This window comes from Zobellella iuensis, from assembly GCF_016746085.1.
In the GTDB taxonomy this organism is placed as follows: Bacteria; Pseudomonadota; Gammaproteobacteria; order Enterobacterales; family Aeromonadaceae; genus Oceanimonas; species Oceanimonas iuensis.
In genome coordinates, this window is sequence record NZ_JAERTZ010000025.1 from 381,984 (window position 1) to 402,716 (window position 20,733).

The window sequence follows — 20,733 nt, forward strand, 5'->3', positions numbered from 1 at the left end:
CAGTGCCGGTCGGCCAAAGGGCCGACTCCGCCGACACGCTGTGAATACATCCCTGTATGCTCGCACATGCCATCCCTGGCATGTGACGGTCGGCGGAGCCGCTCCCTTTGTCCTCCCCCAGGCAACGTCGTTGCCTGTCGGGTGCCGTCGTTTACAAATTCTGCTGCTGGCGGGCCTTGTAGGCCTCGTAGCGAGCGCGGGCTTCCTGCACCTGGCTGCGGGGCGACACTTCCGGCACCGCCACGTCCCACCAGGAGCCGCCCTCTTCGGTCACCACCAGGGCGTCGGTGTCCAGGGTCACCACATAGGTAACGTCCGAGGCCTTGGCCCGCGCCAGCGCCGCTTCCAGCTCCTTGATGTTGCCCACCTTCTCGCCTTTGGCACCCAGGGCGATGGCGTGGGCGGCAAAGTCGGTCTTGGGCGCGCCGCCTTCCACCGTCAGGCAGTCGTCCAGCATATTGTTGAAGCCGGGGCCGCCGCAGAACTGCTGCAGCCGGTGGATACAGCCGTAGCCGCGGTTATCGAGCACCACCACTATCATCTTCTGGCCCAGCATCACCGAGGTGGCGATCTCCGAGTTCAGCATCAGGTAGGAGCCGTCCCCCACCATCACGAACACCTCGGACTCGGGCCTTGCCATCTTCACCCCCAGGCCGCCGGCGATCTCGTAGCCCATGCAGGAATAGCCGTACTCCATGTGGTAGCCCTTGTGGTAACGGGTACGCCACAGTTTCTGCAGCTCGCCGGGCAGGCCGCCGGCGGCGCAGACCACGATGTCCTGCTCCCCGGCGGCACGGTTGACCGCGCCCACCACTTCCGCGTCGGTGGGAAGTTCGGTGCCGCGATCCGTGGTGGCCACCTCCTGGGCATGCAGCCAGCGGGCACGCAGCTCGGCGGCTTTTTCCACCCAGCTACCCTCGGGCCGCCAGCCCTCGAGCCCGGCAATCAGCCTGGACAGGGTCAGTTTGGCATCGCCCACCAGGGGCTGCGCCTTGTGCTTGTAGGCATCGAAGGAGCCGACGTTGATGGATATGATGCGCGCATCCGGGTGGTACATGGCGCGGGAGCCGGTGGCGAAGTCGCCGAGCCGGGTGCCCACCGCCAGGATCAGGTCGCAGTCGGCGGACAAGGCATTGGTCGAAGCCGCGCCGGTGACGCCGATGGAGCCCATGTTCTGGGCATGATCCCAGGGCAGGGCGCCCTTGCCGGCCTGGGTCTCGCCCACCGGCAGCTGGTATTGGCTCACCAGTTGATCCAGCTCCTGGAGCGCGCCCGCGTAGTGCACCCCGCCCCCGGCGATCACCAGCGGCTTTTTGGCGGCCTTGATAAGGGCGATGGCCTCGGCCAGTTCCACCTGGTCCGGGGCCTGGCGGCGCAGCCGGTGCACCTTTTCCTCGAACAGGTGCGCCGGGTAGTCGTAGGCCATGGTCTGCACATCCTGGGGCAGCGCCAGGGTCACCGGGCCGCACTCCACCGGATCGGTCAGCACCCGCATCGCCTGGGGCAGCGAGGTCAGCAGCTGCTCGGGGCGGGTGATGCGGTCGAAGAAGCGGCTCACCGGCTTGAAGCAGTCGTTGGAGGTGATGGTGTGGTCGCTGAACACCTCCACCTGCTGCAGCACCGGATCCGGCTGGCGGGTGGCGAAGGTGTCCCCCGGCAGCAACAGTACCGGCAGGCGGTTGACGTGGGCCACGGCGGCGGCGGTCACCATGTTGGTGGAACCCGGACCGGCGGAAGCGGTACAGGCCATCATCCGCCGGCGGTTGTGGGTCTTGGCGAAGGCGATGGCGGCGTGGGCCATGCCCTGCTCGTTGTGGGCCCGGTAGGTGGGCAACACGTCGCGGGCCTGGTACAGCGCCTCGCCCACGCCGGCCACGTTGCCATGACCGAAGATGGCGAAGACCCCCTCGAACAGGGGCAGGATTTCCCCGTCGAGCTCCACTTTCTGCGCCGTCATAAACCTCACCAGGGCCTGGGCCATGGTCAGACGAAGGGTGTGGGACATCTTCATTCTCCTTGATGACGCTGACGCCAGAGGGCGATCAGATGATGGTAATTGCGTTTGATGGCTTCAATCAGACCCTGGTCGTCGAGCCGGCCGGCCAGCCAGTCGCGGCTGGGCGCGCCGAAGATGGTGCGGCCGATGGCGAAGCCCTTGACCAGCGCCTTGCCGGCGGCGGCGTTGAAGCCGGCCTGCAGCTCGGCTTGGGGCGCATCCAGGCCCAGGATCACCACCCCATGGCAGTGCGGGTCGCGCTCGGTGACCACGGCGGTGACCTCGTCCCAGCCGGTGCTCGACAGCGGCGGCAGTTTCCACCAGTCGGGCTTGACCCCCAGGTTGTAGAAGCGCTTGATGGCACGCACGTAGAGCTCGTCGGTCTTGGGCATGTCCGCCGGCAGTATCACTTCCAGCAGCAGTTCGTGGCCGCTCTTGCAGCAGGCCTGGTACACCTCGGTGATCAGCCGCTCCTGCTCCAGGCGCAGCTCCACCTGATCTTCCGGATGATAGAACACCAGGCACTTGACGATATGCTCCAGCGGCCAGTCGATCAGCTGGCTGCCGATGTTGCCGTGCTCCAGACGCAGCGGGCGCGAGCTCGGCAGCTCCAGGGGGCGGCCTATCCACCAGCCCTGGCCGGTGATCTCGTTCAGCACCGGCTGGCCGAAGGTGGTGTCCGCCAGTATGCCGGCACGGCCCTTGAGCCCGGCCTCCTCCGCCACCTGGCGGCCGGCCTTGAGGATCAGTTTTTTCAGCCGGGGGATCTCGCCGATATCCGCCCCCGCCTCGATGGCCATGTCCACGAACTGGCGACGGTGATCGAAGGCCAGGATGCAGAGATCGTCCCATTCCCTATCCCGGGTGGTGACCCGGTGCAGGTGGTTGAGGCGCGCATCCAGATCCGGACGCGGCACCGACTCGGCACGGGACAGATAATCGTCCAGCTCTTCCTTGCTCGGCATGGCCGGGGCGCAACCGTGACGGGACACCACCAGGGCGCCGCAGGCGTTGGCGTAGCGGCAGGCCTGCTCCCAGCCCTCGTCGTTGAGGTAGCCGCGCAGCAGGCCGGACATAAAGGCGTCCCCCGCGCCCAGCACGTTGAGCACCTCCACCCTGACCCCGTACACGGTCAGCCCCTGGTCCAGGGTCGCGGGAATGGCGCCCTCGAACACCGAGCAGCCGAGCGGGCCGCGCTTGCACACCAGGGCGGCACCGCTCACCGCGCGCACCGCCTGCAGGGCGGCGACGGTGTCGGTGCTGCCGCCGGCGATATGGAACTCTTCCTCGGTGCCGACGATGACGTCGAACAGACCCAGCGTCTGCTGCAGCTGTTCGGTGACCGCGGCGGAGGGGATAAAGCGGGTCTCGCCGTCACCCCGGCTGGTCAGGCCCCAGAGCACCGGGCGGTAGTCGATGTCCAGCGCGGTTTTCACCCCGTGCCGGCGGGCGATCTCCAGCGCCTTCACCACGGCGGCGCGGGTATCCGGATGCGACAGGTGGGTACCGGTGATGGCCAGGCACCTGGCCGAGGCGATAAACTCCTCGTCGATGTCTTCCGCCCGTATGCCCATGTCGGCACAGTTTTCCCGGAAGAAGATCAGCGGAAAGGTATCCTCGTCCTTGATGCCGAGCACCACCAGGCCGGTGAGCCTGTCCTTGTCGGTTTTGAGGTGGCTCACGTCCACCCCCAGCCGGGCCAGCTCCTCGCGCAGGAAACGACCCATGTGGTCGTCCCCCACCCGGGACAGCATGGCGGATTTCAGGCCCTGGCGGGCGGTGCCGTAGGCCAGGTTACCGCTGGAGCCCCCCAGGTATTTGGCGAAGCTGCCCATGTCTTCCAGGCGGGCGCCGATCTGCTGGCCATACAGGTCGACGGCCACCCGCCCAAGGCAAATCACATCCAGGTGCTTTCGTGCTGACATTCTTCTCTCCTCCGGGACGGGTCCCTCTAGTCCTTTTTACTGAATTTCTTCCACATGGATCCACTGGCGGCGTTCGGCCGACAGGGCGATGGCGTCCAGTACCCGGGAGACCCTCCAGCCTTCCTCGAAGTCGGGCCACAGGGGGCTGCCGGCGGCGATGCCGTCCACCAGATCGCGGATTTCCACGGTTTTCTGATCGTTGAAGCCGAAGCCATGGCCGGCGCTGATGCAGAAGGCGGCATAGTCCGGATGCTCGGGGCCCAGCAGCAGGGTCTTGAAGCCCTGGCGGCCCTGGTCGTCGTCGTGCCGGTAAAGCTTGAGCTCGGCCATCCGCTCCTGGGTATAGCTGATGCAGCCCCGGGTGCCGGTGATCACATAGCCGAGACCCATCTTGCGGCCGCAGGCGATGCGCGAGGTCTCGATCTGGCCCATGACGCCGGATTCGAAACGCAGCAGGGCGTGGGCCTGGTCTTCGTTTTCCACCGGCAGCAGCCGGGACGGCGCGCGCGGATCCGGCCGCTCGCCGATGATGGTCTGCATATCGCCGCTCACGCTGGCTACCCGGGAGCCCACCAGGTAGTGGGCCATGTTGATGATATGGGCGCCGAGATCGCCCAGGGCCCCCAGGCCGGCGCTGTCCTTGCGGCAGTGCCAGTCCAGCGGGGTGGCCGGGTTGGCCATGTAATCTTCATTATGGGTGCCGTAGAAGTGCACCACCTCGCCGATCTCCCCCCGCGCTATGATCTGGCGCGCCAGCTGGGTAGCGGGGTTTTTCATGTAGTTGAAACCCACCAGGGTCTTGACCCCGGCCCGGCGGGCCGCCTCCACCATTTCGGCGGCGTCGCGGGTGGACAGCGCCAGCGGCTTTTCGGAATAGACGTGCTTGCCGTGGGCGATGGCGGCCAGGGCCATTTCCTTGTGCAGGAAGTTGGGGGCGCAGATGTCGACCACGTCGATGGCCGGGTCGGCCACCAGTTCGCGCCAGTCGCCGGTGGCGCGGTTGAAGCCCAGGCTCTCGGCCTGGCGGGCCGCCAGCTCCGGGGTCACCTCGGCCAGCATCTCCCGCACCAGTTGCCCCTTGAGCGGGAACACCACCGGCGCCTGGGCGTAGGCGATGGCGTGGCAGCGCCCGATATAACCGGTCCCGATCAGTCCCACTCGTACTTGCTGCATCTTTAACACCTCTATTTCTGGCGCCAGGCTGGCTGTCACATTTCATTTTCTTATTTATACGAAACAATTATTTCATTATCAACCCAACGTGAAATATTTGTATGTAAATGTGATGCGGCACGCACTTCTTAGCGCCTGTTGATGATCTGCAGTACTCGGCCAAAGCGCCCTGCTCCGCCGACACGCCGTAAACCCATCCCTGGGGGCTCCGCCGCGCCCTCCCTGGCGCGGAGGGTCGGCAGAGCAGCACCCTTTGTCCTCCTCCAGAGCGCCAGCGTCGTCTGCTGATACGGTTATCAGACCACAGCGGAGCTTGAAAGAGGCAACAGGGATGGCCTCCGCCGACCGTCACCTGCCAGGGGGCGCGAAGCGCCTAGCACCGCCGCCAGCATCGCGAAGCGATGATACGGCGGTTTCCGCGACATCCGGCAGGTGCGAGCCTACAGGGGGCGAGCTTGTCTCGCCGTGACGAGCCATTTCGGCCTGAGCGAACATCCAATGAATGTTCGCAGCAGGCCGAAATGGCGAGTGTCATATTTTGCGGCGTGTCGGCGGAGGTGGCCCTGTTGACTCTTCTCTGCGTTGCAACAGACAACAAATAGCCGACTGGTCAGTTTTCAAACTGATCGGTACTCCAGCCCCTGCCGCCCTGTTCCGCCCTGGGCGGAAAGAAAGAGAAAGCGACTGATTCCCCGATACTTTTATGATGGAACCAGGAGGCCGGATGTACGCGGGGATGGGAGACTATCGGGAATCTTTTTGTCCACTGAATCGATTAACCATGAAATGGAATGTTTATTTCGATGCAATATTTCATTTACACTGGATACAGGATCGCCGGCAGCCGGCCGGGCGAACAGCAAGCTTCAGAGAGCCATGATGTCAGCACCCAACACCTATTCCGAGTTACAGGATGTGATCCGCAGCCGCTACGGCGAACTCAGCAAACGGCTGCAGCAGGTCGCCGCCTACGTGCTCGACAACACCAACAGCGTCGCCTTCGACACCGTGGCCATCATCGCCGAACGGGCCGATGTGCCGCCCTCCACCCTGATCCGTTTCGCCAACGCCTTCGGCTACAGCGGCTTCAACGACATGAAGCAGGTGTTCCGCCGCCACCTGGTGGAGGAAACCGCCAACTACACCGACCGGGTACGGCTGTTCCGGGAGCTGGAGGATCAGGCCGCCCCCGAACGCCCCGAGGAAATCCTGAACGAATTCGCCCGGGCCAACGCCCAGGCCCTGCAGCAGCTGGCGGCGCAGACCTCGGCGGAAGATCTGAACAAGGCGGTGCTGGCCCTGGCCGAGGCGGAGAACATCTACGTCATCGGCCTGCGCCGCTCCTTCAGCGTGGCCACCTACCTCACCTACGCCCTGCGCCACCTCAACCGGCGCGCCTTCCTGATCGACGGCCTGGGCGGCATGTTCAAGGAGCAGCTGGAACTGATCGGCCCCAAGGACGTGGTGGTGGCCATCAGCTTCTCGCCCTATGCCCAGGAAACCCTGGTGCTGACCGAAACCGCTGCCGGCGTGGGCGCCAGGCAGATCGCCATTACCGACAGCCAGGTCAGCCCCCTGGCTTCCTTCAGCGATATTTGCTTCGTGGTCAAGGAAGCCCAGGTGGACGCCTTCCGCTCCCAGTCCGCCAGCCTGTGCCTGGTGCAAACCCTGGCGGTGTCCCTCGCCTTCCACGACGAAAAGGATACGAGCGGTAAAAAAAAACGCGCTAACGCGCGTTTCTGAGTAACACCAGGCCGCATCGCGCGGCCTTGTCGTATCTACCTGCCCAGCATATTGTGGATATCTTCGTCGCTGATATGGCGTACGTCCTTGCCCTTGACGAAGTAGATGATGTATTCGCACAGATGCTGCACCCTGTCCCCCACCCGTTCCAGGGAGCGGGCGCACCAGAGCACGTTCAGCACCTGGGGGATGGTACGCGGGTCTTCCATCATAAAGGTCATCAGCTCGCGGATGATGGACTCGTATTCCCGATCCACCTTGTCGTCTTCCTTGTGCACTTCGATGGCCGCCTCCACATCCATGCGGGCGAAGGCGTCCAGCGCCTCGTGCAGCATCTTGACGGTGCGTCGGCCCATGTTCTCCATCGACACCAGCGGCGGCTGCTTCTTGTTGGCGTTGTCCAGCAGCATCATGCCGATGCGCTTGGCCACATCACCGATGCGCTCCAGATCGGTGATGGTCTTGATGATGGCCAGCACCAGGCGCAGGTCGGAGGCCGCCGGCTGGCGCTTGGCGATGATGCGGGTGCACTCCTCATCGATCTGCACCTCCAGGCCGTTGACCTTGTGATCGTTGGCCACGATTTGCCGGGCCATGTCCATGTCCTGCTCGTGGATGGCGGTGATGGCGTCGCTCAGTTGTTGCTCCACCAGGCCGCCCATCACCAGCACCTGGTTCAGCACCCCCTCCAGCTCCACGTTGAACTGGCCGGAGATATGCTTCTTGAGATTGATCTTGTCCATGGTTCGGGATCCTTAACCGTAGCGTCCGGTAATATAGTCTTCGGTCTTCTTCTTGCTGGGCGTGGTGAACAGGGTATTGGTGTCGCTGTACTCGATCAACTCCCCCATGTACATGAAGGCGGTATGATCCGACACCCGCGCCGCCTGCTGCATGTTGTGGGTCACTATCACCACGGTGAACTGGTTCTTGAGGGTGTTGATCAGCTCCTCGATCACCAGGGTAGAGATGGGATCCAGGGCGGAGGTCGGCTCGTCCAGCAGCAGTACTTCCGGCTCTATGGCGATGGCCCGGGCGATCACCAGCCGCTGCTGCTGACCGCCGGACAGGCCGAAGGCGTTGTCGTGCAGCCGGTCCTTGACCTCGTCCCACAAGGCGGCGCCGCGCAGGGAGCGCTCCACCGCCTCGTCCAGCCGGCGCCGGTCGTTGATGCCCTGCAGGCGCAGGCCATAGACCACGTTCTCGTAGATGGACTTGGGGAAGGGATTGGGCCGCTGGAACACCATGCCCACCCGACGGCGCAGGGATGCCACATCCACCCCCTTGCCGTAGATGTTCTGCTCGTGCAGCAGGATCTCGCCTTCGATGCGGCAGCTGTCCACCAGATCGTTCATCCGGTTGATGCAGCGCAGCAGGGTCGACTTGCCGCAACCGGACGGGCCGATAAAGGCGGTCACCTGGCCCTTGGCGATCTTCATGTCCACGTTGAACAGCGCCTGCTTGTCGCCATAGAACAGGCTGAGATCGCGGATTTCCAGGGCGGTCTGCTCTTCGCTCAGTTGGCTGATATCGAGTACGGCGTCCTGGGTCATGGTCGGTGCTACGTTAATCATCTTGTTACCTCAAAGCTATGGCTGTCTTGATCACTGGTCAAGCGAGCGGAATTTTTCACGCAGGTGGTTGCGAATGCCGATGGCGGTCAGGTTGAGCCCGACGATGACGGTCACCAGCAGGAAGGAGGTCGCGTACACCAGGGGCCGCGCCGCCTCCACGTTCGGGCTCTGGAAGCCCACGTCGTAGATATGGAAACCCAGGTGCATGAACTTGCGCTCCACGTGCAGGTAGGGGAAGTTGCCGTCCACCGGCAGGTTGGGCGCCAGCTTCACCACCCCCACCAGCATCAGCGGGGCCACTTCCCCGGCGGCCCGGGCGATGGCCAGGATCAGGCCGGTCATGATCGCCGGGCTGGCCATGGGGATGATGATGCGCCACAGGGTTTCCGCCTGGGTCGCGCCCAGGGCCAGGGAGCCCTGGCGCACCGCGCTGGGAATGCGCGACAGGCCTTCCTCGGTGGAGACGATCACCACCGGCAGCGTCAGTATCGCCAGGGTCAGGGCCGACCACAGCACCCCGGGCGAGCCGAAGGTCGGCGTGGGCAGCGCCTCCGGGTAGAACAGCTTGTCGAGGGAGCCCCCCAGCATGTACACGAAAAAGCCCAGGCCGAACACCCCGTAGACGATGGAAGGTACCCCCGCCAGGTTGATCACCGCGATGCGGATGATCTTGGTCAGGCTGTTCTTGCCCGCGTATTCGTGCAGGTAGATGGCAGCCACCACCCCCAGGGGGGTGACGATGATGGCCATCAGTATCACCATGAAGACGGTGCCGAAGATGGCCGGGAAGACCCCGCCCTCGGTGTTGGCTTCCCGCGGCTCGCCGGTGATGAACTTGCCGATTTGCTTGAACCAGTGCGCGGTCTTGGCCAGGGTGCCCATGTCGTTGGGCCAGGCCACGTCCAGCAGGTTGCCGAGCGACAGGGTCACTTCCTGGCCGCGCATGTCGCGCACCACCACGCTGTCGCGGCGGGCCTGATCGCGCAGTTCGAACAGTTCCCGCTCCAGTACCTGATAGTCGGCGCGCAGTTGCTGCTCCCGGGCACGGATATCGGCGATAGCCTCCTCGGTGGCCTTGCCGTCCAGCTCCAGTTTGCGCTGTTGCAGGCGCAGCTTTTCCAGCTGGAAGTTGATCTTGCCGATCTCGCCCCGCTGCAGCTGCTTCATCTGCTTGTTGAGTTCGAGCACCCGCTCGATACGACTTTGCAGCTGCTCGCGCAGGTCACCGCCCTGGGCCCGATCGCCTTCCAGCACCCGTTCCACGTAGCCGTAGAAGTTGCCGTGGTTGGAGCGTTCCAGCACCGCCAGCCCGGCCGGGGTGTCGCGGGAGACAATATTGGTCTCCAACAGCCAGCGGAAGTCCAGCGGCACGAATTCCCGGTTGCCGGTCTTCACCAGGTAACGGGTCAGGGTGTCCTCGGTCACCCCTTCCAGGGTGAGGCCAGCGCCGCGCAGCTGGGCCACGGGCACCGCTTCCCGATCGTGGATCTCGCCGATGACGGTATAACGCTCCCCCTCGGGCGAGCTCAGTTGCCATTCATAGATGGTATGGGGCCAGAAGTAGGTGAGGCCGCGCCAGCCGATCAGCAGCAACAGGCCCAACACCGCCACCAGGCTGAGGCTGACCGCGCCGCCGGTCAGCCAGATCCAGGGCGCCCCCGATTTAAACCATTTAGTCATGAGTCGTCTCGCCCCTTACATTGAGCTGTATTTGTCACGCAGCCGCTGGCGAACGAATTCCGCGACCGTGTTGAACAGGAAAGTGAATACAAAGAGCACGAAGGCCGCCAGGAACAGCACCCGGTAGTGGGAACTGTTGACCTCGGCTTCCGGCATTTCCACCGCGATATTGGCAGCCAGGGTGCGCATGCCGGCGAAGATGCTGAAATCCATCACCGGGGTGTTGCCGGTGGCCATCAACACTATCATGGTCTCGCCCACGGCCCGCCCCAGGCCCATCATCACCGCCGAGAAGATGCCGGGGCTGGCGGTCAGCATCACTACCCGGGTCAGGGTCTGCCAGGGCGTGGCGCCCAGGGCCAGGGAGCCGTTGGTCAGGTGCTTGGGCACCGAGAACACCGCATCCTCGGCGATGGAGAAGATGGTCGGTATCACCGCGAAGCCCATGGCGATGCCCACCACCAGGGAGTTGCGCTGATCGAAGCCGATGCCGAGCTCGTTGGTGAGGAAGCTCCTGGCATTGCCGCCGAAGAAGATGTTCTCCACCGCCGGGCTGAAGGCGAAGGAAGCCCAGCCCACCAGCACCACCACCGGCAGCAGCAGCACGCTCTGCCAGCCTTCCGGCACCGCGTTCTTGACTTGCTTGGGCAGGTGGTGCCAGACGAAGGCCGTCACCAGCACCGACAGGGGCAGCAGCACCAGCAGTATCACCACCCCCGGCAAGTGGCTTTCGATCAGCGGCGCCAGCCAGAGTCCGGCCAGGAAACCGAGGATAACGGTGGGCAGGGCCTCCATGATCTCCACCGTCGGCTTGACCACCTTGCGCAGCCCCGGCGACATGAAATAGGCGGTATAGACGGCGCCGGCGATGGCGATGGGCACCGCGAACAGCAGGGCGTAGAAGGCGGCCTTGAGGGTACCGAAGGAGATGGGTACCAGGCTCAGCTTGGCTTCGAAATCATTGCTGCCGGAGGTGGACTGCCACACGTACTGGGGCTCGGGATAACCTTCGTACCAGACCTTGGTCCACAGGGCGCGCCAGGTCACCTCGGGGTGCTCGTTCTCGATACGGAAGGTAGACAGCCGCTCGCCGTCCAGCAACAACAACAGGGAATTACGGGGCGAAATGGCCAGGGCCGAGACCCCGTCCCCCGCCAGTCGCTCGGAAAACAGGCGGGTGCCGCCGGTGGTGTGGAAGATATCCAGGCTGCCGTTGGCGGAGGCGGTGATAAAACCCTTGCGATGGACTTCCGGGGTGATCAGCTCGACGGCGCCGCCGGCCTGGAACTCGCGGATAAAGGTAAATTCGCGCTTGCCGTCTTTGGCCACCTCGAACCACTGGGACACCTTGCCGTTGTCGTTGCCCACCAGCAGCGAGTTGCCGCCGGCCAGCAGGGCCAGGGTGGTGATGTTGCCGCCGGGGGTATTCATTTCCAGCACATTGCGCAGACTTACCCTGTCGATATTGCGCACGTCATAGATGGACACGGCGTTGCCGCTGCGTGCAAACATAAAACGCAGGTTGGGGGTCAACAACAGCTGATCGACCCGCTCGGGCAGGCCGGGAATGGTCACCTGTTCCGCCGTCAGCTCCAGCTCGCCGGTGAGGAAGTTCTCCTTGCCGGCGAAGCGGGTCAGGATGCCACGGCCGTCCTCGGTCACGGCCGCGGCCAGCAGGTTGTTGCCGCTGCGGGCGAAGTGCAGTTGGCTCAGGCTGCGGCCCTGCTCGTCCAGCACCAGCGGACGCTCACCGAAGGGAAACACGACTTCGGGCATAATGGTACGGATATTGTCCGGATAACTGACGTTGAACTTGGGTGCCAGTACCAGGAAGCGACCGTCGGCCAGGCCGTAGGCCACCATGTTACCGGTGGTGCTGCGCGCCACGCTGGTCACTTCGCCCTCCACCCGGGCGCCGAACACCCGCTCGCCCCGCCGGGGCAGGGAGTAGAAGCCGACTTCCCCCCGGTCGTCGAAGTGGTAAACCAGCTCGTTCTGCTCTTCCACCCCCAGCAGCAGGGTACGGCCTTGGCTTGCCAGGGCGATCTGCTGCCCCGGCTCCACTTTGGCGCCGTCGAAGATGGGCTTCACCACGTACAGCAGGTAGAAAAAAATCAACAAGAGGGCAACCAGCACCAGTATCCCGCCGGTGGTTACCCCGATTTGTGCCAGTCGGTCTTTGAGCCAGCGGCCCTTGCTGCCCGACAGCGCCATGGTTTGGGTTTCGGTTGACATCAGTCACCTCGGTAGATGTTCAGTTGCGCCCATTCTATGGCGGGCAGATGACAGTTTTGTTACACCCGGGCCCGAGCGGGCAGATGCCTGTAAAAAATGTCGGAAAGGTGTATCTTGAACAGGCGGTAACTTATTTTTCCAAGGAGAGAACGGATGAAAACCCTGGTCGCCACCCTCATTGGTCCCGACAAGACCGGCCTGGTCAAACAACTGGCCGCCCTTATCAAACAGCACCACGGCAGCTGGCAAGGCAGCGCCATGAGCGAACTGGCCGGCTATTTCGCCGGTATCGTCGAAATCCGGGTACCGGAAGAACACTGCCAGGCCCTGAGCCAGGCCCTGACCCGGCTGCCCGACTTCCAGGTGCAACTGGTGGAAGGCCGGCAGCCCCAGCCCCAGGGCCAGCACCTGACCCTGACCGTAACCGCCAACGATCGCCTCGGTATCGTCGACGAAGTCACCGACGTGCTGAACCAGCTCCATATCAGCGTCAAAACCCTGAAGACCGACAGCCATCCGGCCCCGGTTACCGGCATCATGCTGTTCGAGGCCAGCAGCACCCTGATCCTGCCCCACGGCCAGACCCTGGGCGATTTGCAATCCCGGCTGGAGGCCCTGAGCGACGATCTGGTGGTGGACATCGAACTCGGCTGAGTCGTCACAAAACTGTCATAAAACTCTGTCATAAAAAGTGCCTGAAACTGAAGAATCCCGTTTGACAGGAATAATAATGAGCACGGACAAGTGGTATCAGGAAAAAGAGTTAAGCTGGCTGTCGTTTAACGAACGGGTCTTGCAGGAAGCCATGGATAAAAGCGTACCCCTGATCGAGCGGGTGCGCTTCCTGGGTATTTTTTCCAACAATCAGGACGAGTTTTTCAAGGTACGGGTGTCCGACGTCAAGCGCCAGGTGATGATAGACGCGGATCAGGGCAAGACCAACGGCGCCGCCTCCCTGCTCAGGAATATCCAGCAGAAGGTGGTCAGGCTCGCCAACACCTTCGACGAGGTCTACAAGGAGCTGATCGTCACCCTGGCCCGGCAGAACATCTTCCTGCTCAACGAAAACCAGCTGACCCCGGAGCAGGAAGCCTGGGTCAAGCGCTATTTCGACAACGAGGTGCGGGCCTACCTCTCCCCCATCATACTGCGCGCCGAGATCGATCCGGTGCGCTTTCTCAAGGACGAATACACCTACCTGTGCGTGGGCATGATCAAGGGCGAGGAGCGCCATTATGCCCTGGTGGAGATCCCCACCGACGTGCTGCCCCGCTTCGTGGTGCTGCCCCCGGGCAAGAGCCGGCGCAAGAAGAGCATCCTCATCACGGACAACGTGATCCGGCTGTGCCTGAACGAGCTGTTCGCCGGCTTTTTCGAGTACGACGATATCCACGCCTATTCCTTCAAGATGACCCGGGACGCAGAATACGATCTGTCCGACCAGCTCGACCAGAGCCTGCTCGAAAAGATGAGCGACGGCCTCAAGCAGCGGCTCACCGCCCTGCCGGTGCGCTTCGTGCACGACCGGGAAATGCCGCCGGAGATGGTGCAGACCCTGGTGCGCAAGCTCAGGATCCAGGGCCACGATGCGGTGATGTCCGGCAGCCGCTACCACAACTTCAAGGATTTCATCGGCTTTCCCAACGTCGGCCGCAAGCACCTGGTGAACAGGCCGCTGCCCGCGCTCAAGAGCCGTGAATTCAAGGACAGCCCCTCCTCCTTCGATGCCATCCGCCGGCGCGACATACTGCTGTATTTCCCCTACCACAGCTTCAGCCATGTCACCGAATTCGTGCGCCAGGCCTCCTTCGACCCGGCGGTGCTCAGCATCAAGATGAACGTGTACCGGGTGGCCTCCTTGTCGCGCATCATGTATTCGCTGCTGGATGCCGCCAACAACGGCAAGAAGGTGACCGTGGTGATCGAGCTGCGCGCCCGCTTCGACGAGGCCGCCAATATCGAATGGGCCAAGATCCTGACCGAGGCCGGTGTCACCGTGGAATTCGGGGTGCCCAGCCTCAAGGTGCACTCCAAGCTGTGCCTGGTCACCCGCCGGGAAGGGGAGCAACTGGTACAGTACGCCCATGTGGGCACCGGCAACTTCAACGAGAAAACCGCCAATATCTACACCGATTTCTCCCTGCTCACCGCCAACCCGGAGATCACGGGCGAGGTGGCGGCGGTGTTCGACTTTATCCGCCAGCCCTACCGCCGGGCCAAGTTCAACCAGTTGCTGGTGTCGCCCATCAACTCCCGGCGCGGCCTCTACGGCCTGATCGACGCGGAAATCGCCAACGCCCGTCAGGGGTTGCCCGCCAGCATCACCCTCAAGCTCAACAACCTGGTGGACAAAGGCCTGATCAACCGGCTCTACGGCGCCAGCCAGGCCGGGGTTCGTATCGATCTCATCGTGCGCGGCATGTGCTCCCTGGTGCCGGGGGTGAGCGGTGTGAGCGATAATATCCGCGCCATCAGCATAGTGGACCGCTATCTGGAACATCCCCGGGTGATGGTGTTCCACAACAACGGCCAGCCCAGGGTGTATATTTCCTCCGCCGACTGGATGACCCGCAACCTGGACTTCCGGGTGGAAGTGGCCACCCCCATCCTGGATCCGGTGCTGCGCCAGCGCATCATCGACATCCTCGAGATCCAGCTCAACGACACCACCAAGGCACGGCTCATCGATGCCGAGCAGACTAATCGCTATGTAGACAGAGGCAACAGGCGTAAAATCCGCTCCCAGACCGCTATTTATGATTATCTGAAAGCCCTGGAGGGATAACCCCGCATGACCGATCAGTACGTTGCCACCATCGATCTCGGATCCAACAGCTTCCATATGGTGATTGCCCGCTACCACGGTGACAGCCTGCGCATCGTCGACCGCCTGAAAGAGCGGGTACGGCTGGCCGACGGCCTGGACGACCAGAACCTGCTCAGCCAGGAAGCCATGGAGCGGGGCCTCGCCTGCCTGCGGCTGTTCGGGGAGCGGTTGCGCGGCTTTCATGCCACCCAGGTGCGGGTGGCGGGCACCTTCACCCTGCGCGAAGCCGCCAACGCCAAGGAGTTCGTGCGCCAGGCCCAGCAGATCCTGGGCTTTCCCATCGACATCGTCAGCGGCAACGAAGAAGCCCGCCTGATCTACCAGGGCGTGGCCCACACCCAGAACACCCAGGGCCAGGTGCTGGTGATCGACATCGGCGGCGGCAGCACCGAGCTTATCATAGGCCGGGATTTCGACTGCAAGCTGGTGTCCAGCCGCAGCATGGGCTGCGTGAGCTTCACCCGCAAGTACTTCGCCGACGGCCGCCTGGCCGAGGAGAACTTCGAACAGGCCATCGAGGCGGCCGAGTACCAGCTGGCGCCGGTGATGGGCCGCTACCTCAGCCTGGGCTGGGACCAGGTGCAGGGCTGCTCCGGCACCATCAAGACCCTGCTGGAAATGTGCTCGGCCATCACCCAGGAACCAGTGATCGATCTGCCCGGCCTGCTGCACATCAAGAGCCAGTTGATCAAGGCCGGTCATATCGACAAGGCGGACATCGCCGGCCTGGGCGAGGATCGCAAGCCGCTGATCGCCGCCGGCCTGTCGATACTGCTCGGCCTCTTCCGCAGCCTCAATCTCGACAAGATGGGCTTTTCCGACGGCGCCCTGCGCGAAGGCCTGCTTTATGCCTTCTTCGGCCGGGCCACCCACCACGATACCCAGGTCAACACCGTCCAGGCCCTGAGCCGGGAATACGCCATCGACACCCGCCAGGCCGAGCGGGTCAGACAAACCGCGCTGGCGCTGTTCGCGCAGGTGCGCACCGGCTGGCAGCTGGACGAGGGCTTCGCCGATCTGCTGGGCGGGGCCGCCCTGCTGCATGAGGTGGGGCTGCATATCAACTTTACCGGTATCCACCGCCATTCCGCCTATATCCTGAGCAACGCCGACCTGCCCGGCTTTACCCAGGAAGAGCAGAAGGCCCTGTCCGCCCTCGTGCGCTTTCATCGCAAGGCGCTCAGGCTGTCGGAGCTTGAGCCCCTCAACTACCTGCCGGAGCAGCAGCTGTGGCGCCTGGTGCGGCTGCTGCGCCTGGCGGTGGCCCTCAACCGCCGCCGCCAGGACGGGGTGCTGCCCCCCCTCGAGCTCGGCCTCGGAGCCAACGACGAACTGCGCCTGAACCTGCCCGCCGACTGGTGCGACAGCAACCACCTGCTGCTCACCACCCTGGAGCGGGAGCAGGCCTATCAGGCCAAGGTGGACTGGAAGATGGTGCTGGTGAAAGGTTGACGGTTATTGTCCGGCCGCCTGCTTCCTGGCGGCCTTTTTCTCCGCCCGGCGGCGCTGGAAGAAACGGCTGAGCTGGGTGGAGCAGGCCTCGGCCAGCACCCCCGGCTGCCACAGCACCTGATGGTTGAGGCCTGGGGTGGCCAGCAGCCGCAGCACCGAGTCCACCGCCCCGGTCTTGGCGTCGGCGGCGCCGTAAACCAGCCGCCGGATACGGCTGTGCACCATGGCGCCGGCGCACATCATGCACGGCTCCAGGGTCACATAAAGGGTGCAGTCCAGCAGCCGGTAGTTGCCGATGGCCTGGCCGGCCTGGCGCAACGCCATGATCTCCGCATGGGCGGTGGCGTCGTGGCTGCCGATGGACTGGTTCCAGCCCTCGCCGATGCAGTTGCCGTCGAGCACCACCAGGGCGCCCACCGGCACTTCCCCTTCCAGCTCGGCCCGCGCCGCCAGGGTCATGGCCCGGCGCATCCAGTATTCGTCTTGTTCGTTCATCACCGCCTCCGTAGGCCGCGTATTATGGCAAAAGCCGGCACGGCTGCAAGCCAAGGCGGAACTGATAAGGAAAATGATGAAAAAAGCACAACAATGCCCAAGAAAGCGCCAAACGCGCCAAAATCATAAAAAAGAGGCTTGCAGCGGGTGCGGGCCATCTATATAGTTAGCCCCACTTCGGCGTGTAGCGCAGCTTGGTAGCGCACTGTCATGGGGTGTCAGGGGTCGGAGGTTCAAATCCTCTCACGCCGACCAAAATACCCTCGAAAAACCCACCTTCAGGTGGGTTTTTTGTTGCCTGCAATCCGGCCGGCAACGGAAATCGTCGCCCTGTCTTCAGGCCTTGTATTCCATCAATATCACCGACACCTGCTCACCACGACGCTTAAGCTGGCGCTGCTCCAGGTAAACGAAGCCCATGGCCTCGAAGAACGGTTGTGCGGTGATGCTGGCCTCGCAGTAGAGCCGGTACAAGCCACGGGAAGCAGCTTCCGCCTTCAGCCGCTGCATCAGCGCCCGGCCTATCCCCTCGCCTTGGCGGGCATGATGCACATAGAAGAGATCGATTCGGCCGTCGTCGCTCAGCTCGGCGAAGCCCAGCAGGAACTTGCCGTCCATCGCCACCAGCGGCCGGGTGCGGATAAAGCGGCTGACCCAGCTCGGCTCGTCATACTCATCAGGCGCCCACACCGCCAGCTCGCTCTTGCTGTAATCGGCCTGGTTGATACGGTGCACGGTATCGTGGAGCAAACGCCAGATACTGCTGGTTTCACCGCTGCGGATCTTCCTGATTTCCATAATGACTCCTGCCCATACACTGCCCCCTATCTAGCCACAGTTGTCCGCAAGAAAAAAGCGGCTTTATCGCCGCTTTGTCATATTTCTCGTGTCCGCCTTGAGCAGCAGAGCCGCTTGGTGGCTCAGTACCGGCAATTGTCGGCACCAAACACAACCTGACAACAGATCAGGGGTAGAGGGAAAGGAAACTTCGTCAAGACAGGGCTACCGGCGTGTTGACTGCGCTGGAACGCATAGCGGTGGGCAAAGGATATGGGCGTCGAGCGGAAGCCAGCGCAATGGAGGAGCCATAAAGACCAGTCAGTGAACCTGACCGGCCCCTAACCCGTAGATTACTTGTTCAGCTCTTTCAGGTATTCGTCCATGGTTTCCTGGCTGGCGGTCTTGACGGTCATGCCGTTGGGGCCCACGCCAATATTGGAAAACTGCTTGGCCGGCTCGCCATGCTGCTTGAATTCTTCCAGCTCCGCCGAACCTTCCTTGAACACCCACAAACGGCCATCCTCAATTTCGGTGACGAATCCCGGCAGATTGAACTCGCTGGCTTGGGCCGCACCCGCCAGAAGACCGAACGTCAGCATAGAAGCAATTGTCAGTTTTTTCATCGTACTATCTTCCATAAGTGATTTGGTTCAACGCTGATGCTACATATAAAATATTACATATTTATTAAATTGAATATATCATTTTCAACTTGTACACTAAAAGCATGTCAAAACAGCCTGCAGGCCCGAAGATGAAGAAACGCGTGCTTTTTCTGTGTACCGCCAACTCGGCTCGTTCGTTGATGGCGGAAGCACTGCTGCGTCAGCATGGCGGAGATCAGTTCGAAGTGTACAGTGCCGGCACGGCCCCGGAATCTGTTGCCCAGGGAACCTTGGACGCTTTGTCATCCTTGGGTATCAGTACCGAAGGATTACAATCCAAGTCTTTGGCCAATCTTCCCAGTGAACGCTTTGATTTTGTCATTTCACTGTGCGAAAAGGCCCACCGGGAATGCCAGGATTGGCCGGTCAATGGTGTCGTGATGGCATGGGATTTTGCGGATCCCAGAGCCAGCGAGGATCCCAAGGCCTTTATCAAGACCTTGCAGGAAATCAATGAACGTATTCGCCTGTTCATTCTGGTAAACAGCAAAACGATTGCGACAGCGCCAAAAGAGCCTCTCGGCGCCGTTGATTTCTACAAATGTATCGGTGATGAGGTGAGGTTGAAAATCTGTCTGCTCATCCATGCTTTTGGGCAGCTCTGTGTCTATGAATTAACCGAGGCATTGACTGCGGCACAACCCAAAGTGTCACGCAACCTCGGCCTGATGCGCAAGTGCGGTATCTTGCTTGATCAGAGACATGGGCAATGGGTTTACTACCAGTTGAACCCCGCCCTGGCCCCCTGGATGCTGGACGTCATTCGGCTCACCCATGACGCTTGCGCTGACCTGATCGACGAAAGCAAGACGCGTATCGACAACATGAGTGATCGGCCACAACAAGCCAGCGCATAGGCGTTATCGCCTCCGGCTCTTTCCCATCACAAAAACGCCTCCCCGCCGTTACCGGCGCGGAGGCGTTGCCAATGGAAAGCCGGCGCGGCCTCAGGTCGGCCCTTGATGAGATGAAGAATGGCGGGGCAAACGGGTCGAGATCAGCGCCGCCAGCAGAATGAAGCCGCCCGATACCCAGAGACAGGCCTCCAGCCCGTATTGCTGGTAAACCCAGCCCGACAGCACTGTGCCCAGCAGCCGGCCCATGGCGTTGGCCATGTAATAAAAGCCCACGTCGAGGGACACCCCATCCGCGCCCGCATAACTGACGATAAGGTAGCTGTGCAGGGAGGAGTTGATCGCAAACAGGACGCCGAACACCAGCAACCCGCCCACCAGGCTGGCCGCCGGATAAAGACCGGCCTGCAGCGCCAGGGCAATGACCCAGGGCACCAGCACCAGGGGCAGCGCCCAGCCCAGGGCATGGCGGCCATCCGGCACCTGCCCCTGTTGCCGGCCGGTCAGCCGTGGCGCCAGGCCCTGCACCAGGCCGTAGCCGATCACCCACAACGCCAGGAAACTGCCCACCGACCAGTGATCCCAGCCGAAGCGGGACGCCAGGAACACCGGCAGTGCCACCACGAACCAGACATCACGGGCACCGAACAGGAACATCCTCGCCGCCGACAGGGCGTTGATGGCCGGGCTCTTGGAAAAAATCTCCCGGAATTTGGGCTTGTTTTTGGCCCGGCCCAGGTCCCGCTTCAGGCTGAGCACGCTGAACAGCCAGACCAGGGCCAGGCCCAGGGCCATCAGCAGTACGGCGGCGCGAAAGCCCGCCAGGCTCAGCAAGGCACCGCCGAGGAAAAAGCCGCAGCCCTTGAGCGCGTTCTTGGAGCCGGTGAGCAGCGCCACCCACTTGTACAGCTGTCCCTGGGCGTCGGCCGGCACCAACAGCTTGATCGAGCTCTTGGCGCTCATCTTGTTGAGATCCTTGGCGATGCCCGACAGCGCCTGGGCCGCCATCACCCAGGGCACCGTCAGCCAGGCCGCCGGCACCAGCAGCATGGCCAGGGCCACCACCTGCAACGCCAGACCGATATTCATGGTCTTGTTGAGGCCGAGATGGGCGCCGAGCCAGCCCCCCACCAGGTTGGTGATGACCCCGAATACCTCATAGAACAAAAACAGCAGGGCGATCTCCAGCGGGCTGTAGCCCAGCCCGTGGAAATGCAGCACCACCAGCATGCGCAGGGCGCCGTCGGTGAGGGTAAAGGCCCAGTAGTTACCGGTGACGATCAGGTACTGCCTGATCTCGGACGGGAGTGCGGCCAGCCTGTGCATCAACATCG

16 protein-coding genes and 1 tRNA gene are annotated in these 20,733 nt (G+C 62.8%); 6 read left to right on the top strand and 11 right to left on the bottom strand.

From position 1 onward, the window contains the following. Positions 1-151: 151 nt before the first annotated feature. The 3 genes from iolD to JKV55_RS12590 are packed head-to-tail and all read right to left on the bottom strand — an operon-like array spanning position 152 to position 5,094. The gene (iolD, locus tag JKV55_RS12580; protein ID WP_202085931.1) at positions 152-2,005 is read right to left on the bottom strand and encodes a 3D-(3,5/4)-trihydroxycyclohexane-1,2-dione acylhydrolase (decyclizing); all 1,854 of its coding nucleotides are present in this window, start codon (positions 2,003-2,005) and stop codon (positions 152-154) included. 2 nt (positions 2,006-2,007) lie between these two features. Next, positions 2,008-3,921 carry a bifunctional 5-dehydro-2-deoxygluconokinase/5-dehydro-2-deoxyphosphogluconate aldolase gene (locus JKV55_RS12585; protein WP_202085933.1) on the bottom strand — a complete coding sequence of 638 codons (1,914 nt, stop codon included), beginning with the start codon at positions 3,919-3,921 and terminating at the stop codon, positions 2,008-2,010. A 36-nt stretch (positions 3,922-3,957) separates the two neighbouring features. Further along, the gene (locus JKV55_RS12590) at positions 3,958-5,094 is read right to left on the bottom strand and encodes a Gfo/Idh/MocA family protein (protein ID WP_202085935.1); all 1,137 of its coding nucleotides are present in this window, start codon (positions 5,092-5,094) and stop codon (positions 3,958-3,960) included. A gap of 879 nt (positions 5,095-5,973) precedes the next feature. On the opposite strand from JKV55_RS12590, the gene JKV55_RS12595 reads away from it, so the two are divergent. After that, positions 5,974-6,837: a MurR/RpiR family transcriptional regulator gene (locus JKV55_RS12595; RefSeq protein WP_202085937.1), complete on the top strand. Its 864-nt coding sequence runs from the start codon at positions 5,974-5,976 to the stop codon at positions 6,835-6,837. Between the two features lie 35 nt (positions 6,838-6,872). Here the strand turns inward: JKV55_RS12595 and phoU are convergent, their stop codons facing one another. The 4 genes from phoU to JKV55_RS12615 are packed head-to-tail and all read right to left on the bottom strand — an operon-like array spanning position 6,873 to position 12,326. Then, positions 6,873-7,580: a phosphate signaling complex protein PhoU gene (gene phoU, locus JKV55_RS12600; RefSeq protein ID WP_202085939.1), complete on the bottom strand. Its 708-nt coding sequence runs from the start codon at positions 7,578-7,580 to the stop codon at positions 6,873-6,875. A gap of 12 nt (positions 7,581-7,592) precedes the next feature. Beyond that, positions 7,593-8,411, bottom strand: coding sequence for a phosphate ABC transporter ATP-binding protein PstB (gene pstB / locus JKV55_RS12605; RefSeq protein WP_304952623.1), 819 nt, complete (start codon positions 8,409-8,411; stop codon positions 7,593-7,595). 30 nt (positions 8,412-8,441) lie between these two features. After that, a complete protein-coding gene (gene pstA, locus JKV55_RS12610) occupies positions 8,442-10,091 on the bottom strand; it encodes a phosphate ABC transporter permease PstA (protein WP_202085941.1) in 1,650 nt (549 codons plus the stop codon). A gap of 15 nt (positions 10,092-10,106) precedes the next feature. Beyond that, positions 10,107-12,326: an ABC transporter permease subunit gene (locus JKV55_RS12615; protein WP_202085943.1), complete on the bottom strand. Its 2,220-nt coding sequence runs from the start codon at positions 12,324-12,326 to the stop codon at positions 10,107-10,109. Positions 12,327-12,479: 153 nt separating this feature from the next. Here JKV55_RS12615 and JKV55_RS12620 point away from each other — a divergent pair, with 153 nt between their 5' ends. The 3 genes from JKV55_RS12620 to ppx all read left to right on the top strand — a co-directional run bounded on the left by JKV55_RS12620 (position 12,480) and on the right by ppx (position 16,605). Continuing rightward, positions 12,480-12,980, top strand: a complete 501-nt coding sequence (locus JKV55_RS12620; protein ID WP_202085945.1) for a glycine cleavage system transcriptional repressor — start codon at positions 12,480-12,482, stop codon at positions 12,978-12,980. A gap of 76 nt (positions 12,981-13,056) precedes the next feature. Beyond that, on the top strand, positions 13,057-15,111 hold the full coding sequence (ppk1, locus tag JKV55_RS12625; protein WP_202085948.1) for a polyphosphate kinase 1: 2,055 nt from the start codon (positions 13,057-13,059) through the stop codon (positions 15,109-15,111). A gap of 6 nt (positions 15,112-15,117) precedes the next feature. Beyond that, a complete protein-coding gene (gene ppx / locus JKV55_RS12630; protein WP_202085950.1) occupies positions 15,118-16,605 on the top strand; it encodes an exopolyphosphatase in 1,488 nt (495 codons plus the stop codon). A gap of 3 nt (positions 16,606-16,608) precedes the next feature. On the opposite strand, the gene tadA is transcribed toward ppx, so the two are convergent. After that, the gene (gene tadA, locus JKV55_RS12635; RefSeq protein WP_202085952.1) at positions 16,609-17,100 is read right to left on the bottom strand and encodes a tRNA adenosine(34) deaminase TadA; all 492 of its coding nucleotides are present in this window, start codon (positions 17,098-17,100) and stop codon (positions 16,609-16,611) included. A gap of 178 nt (positions 17,101-17,278) precedes the next feature. Here tadA and JKV55_RS12640 point away from each other — a divergent pair. Further along, positions 17,279-17,355: transfer RNA gene (locus tag JKV55_RS12640), tRNA-Pro, on the top strand. A gap of 81 nt (positions 17,356-17,436) precedes the next feature. On the opposite strand, the gene JKV55_RS12645 is transcribed toward JKV55_RS12640, so the two are convergent. Continuing rightward, positions 17,437-17,898: a GNAT family N-acetyltransferase gene (locus JKV55_RS12645; RefSeq protein WP_202085954.1), complete on the bottom strand. Its 462-nt coding sequence runs from the start codon at positions 17,896-17,898 to the stop codon at positions 17,437-17,439. 332 nt (positions 17,899-18,230) lie between these two features. Further along, a complete protein-coding gene (locus tag JKV55_RS12650) occupies positions 18,231-18,503 on the bottom strand; it encodes a hypothetical protein (RefSeq protein WP_202085956.1) in 273 nt (90 codons plus the stop codon). A gap of 131 nt (positions 18,504-18,634) precedes the next feature. Between JKV55_RS12650 and JKV55_RS12655 the strand changes: the two genes are divergently transcribed. After that, a complete protein-coding gene (locus JKV55_RS12655) occupies positions 18,635-19,402 on the top strand; it encodes a metalloregulator ArsR/SmtB family transcription factor (protein ID WP_202085958.1) in 768 nt (255 codons plus the stop codon). A 90-nt stretch (positions 19,403-19,492) separates the two neighbouring features. Here the strand turns inward: JKV55_RS12655 and arsJ are convergent, their stop codons facing one another. Next, a complete protein-coding gene (arsJ, locus tag JKV55_RS12660; protein ID WP_202085960.1) occupies positions 19,493-20,725 on the bottom strand; it encodes an organoarsenical effux MFS transporter ArsJ in 1,233 nt (410 codons plus the stop codon). Between the last annotated feature and the right edge of the window lie 8 nt (positions 20,726-20,733).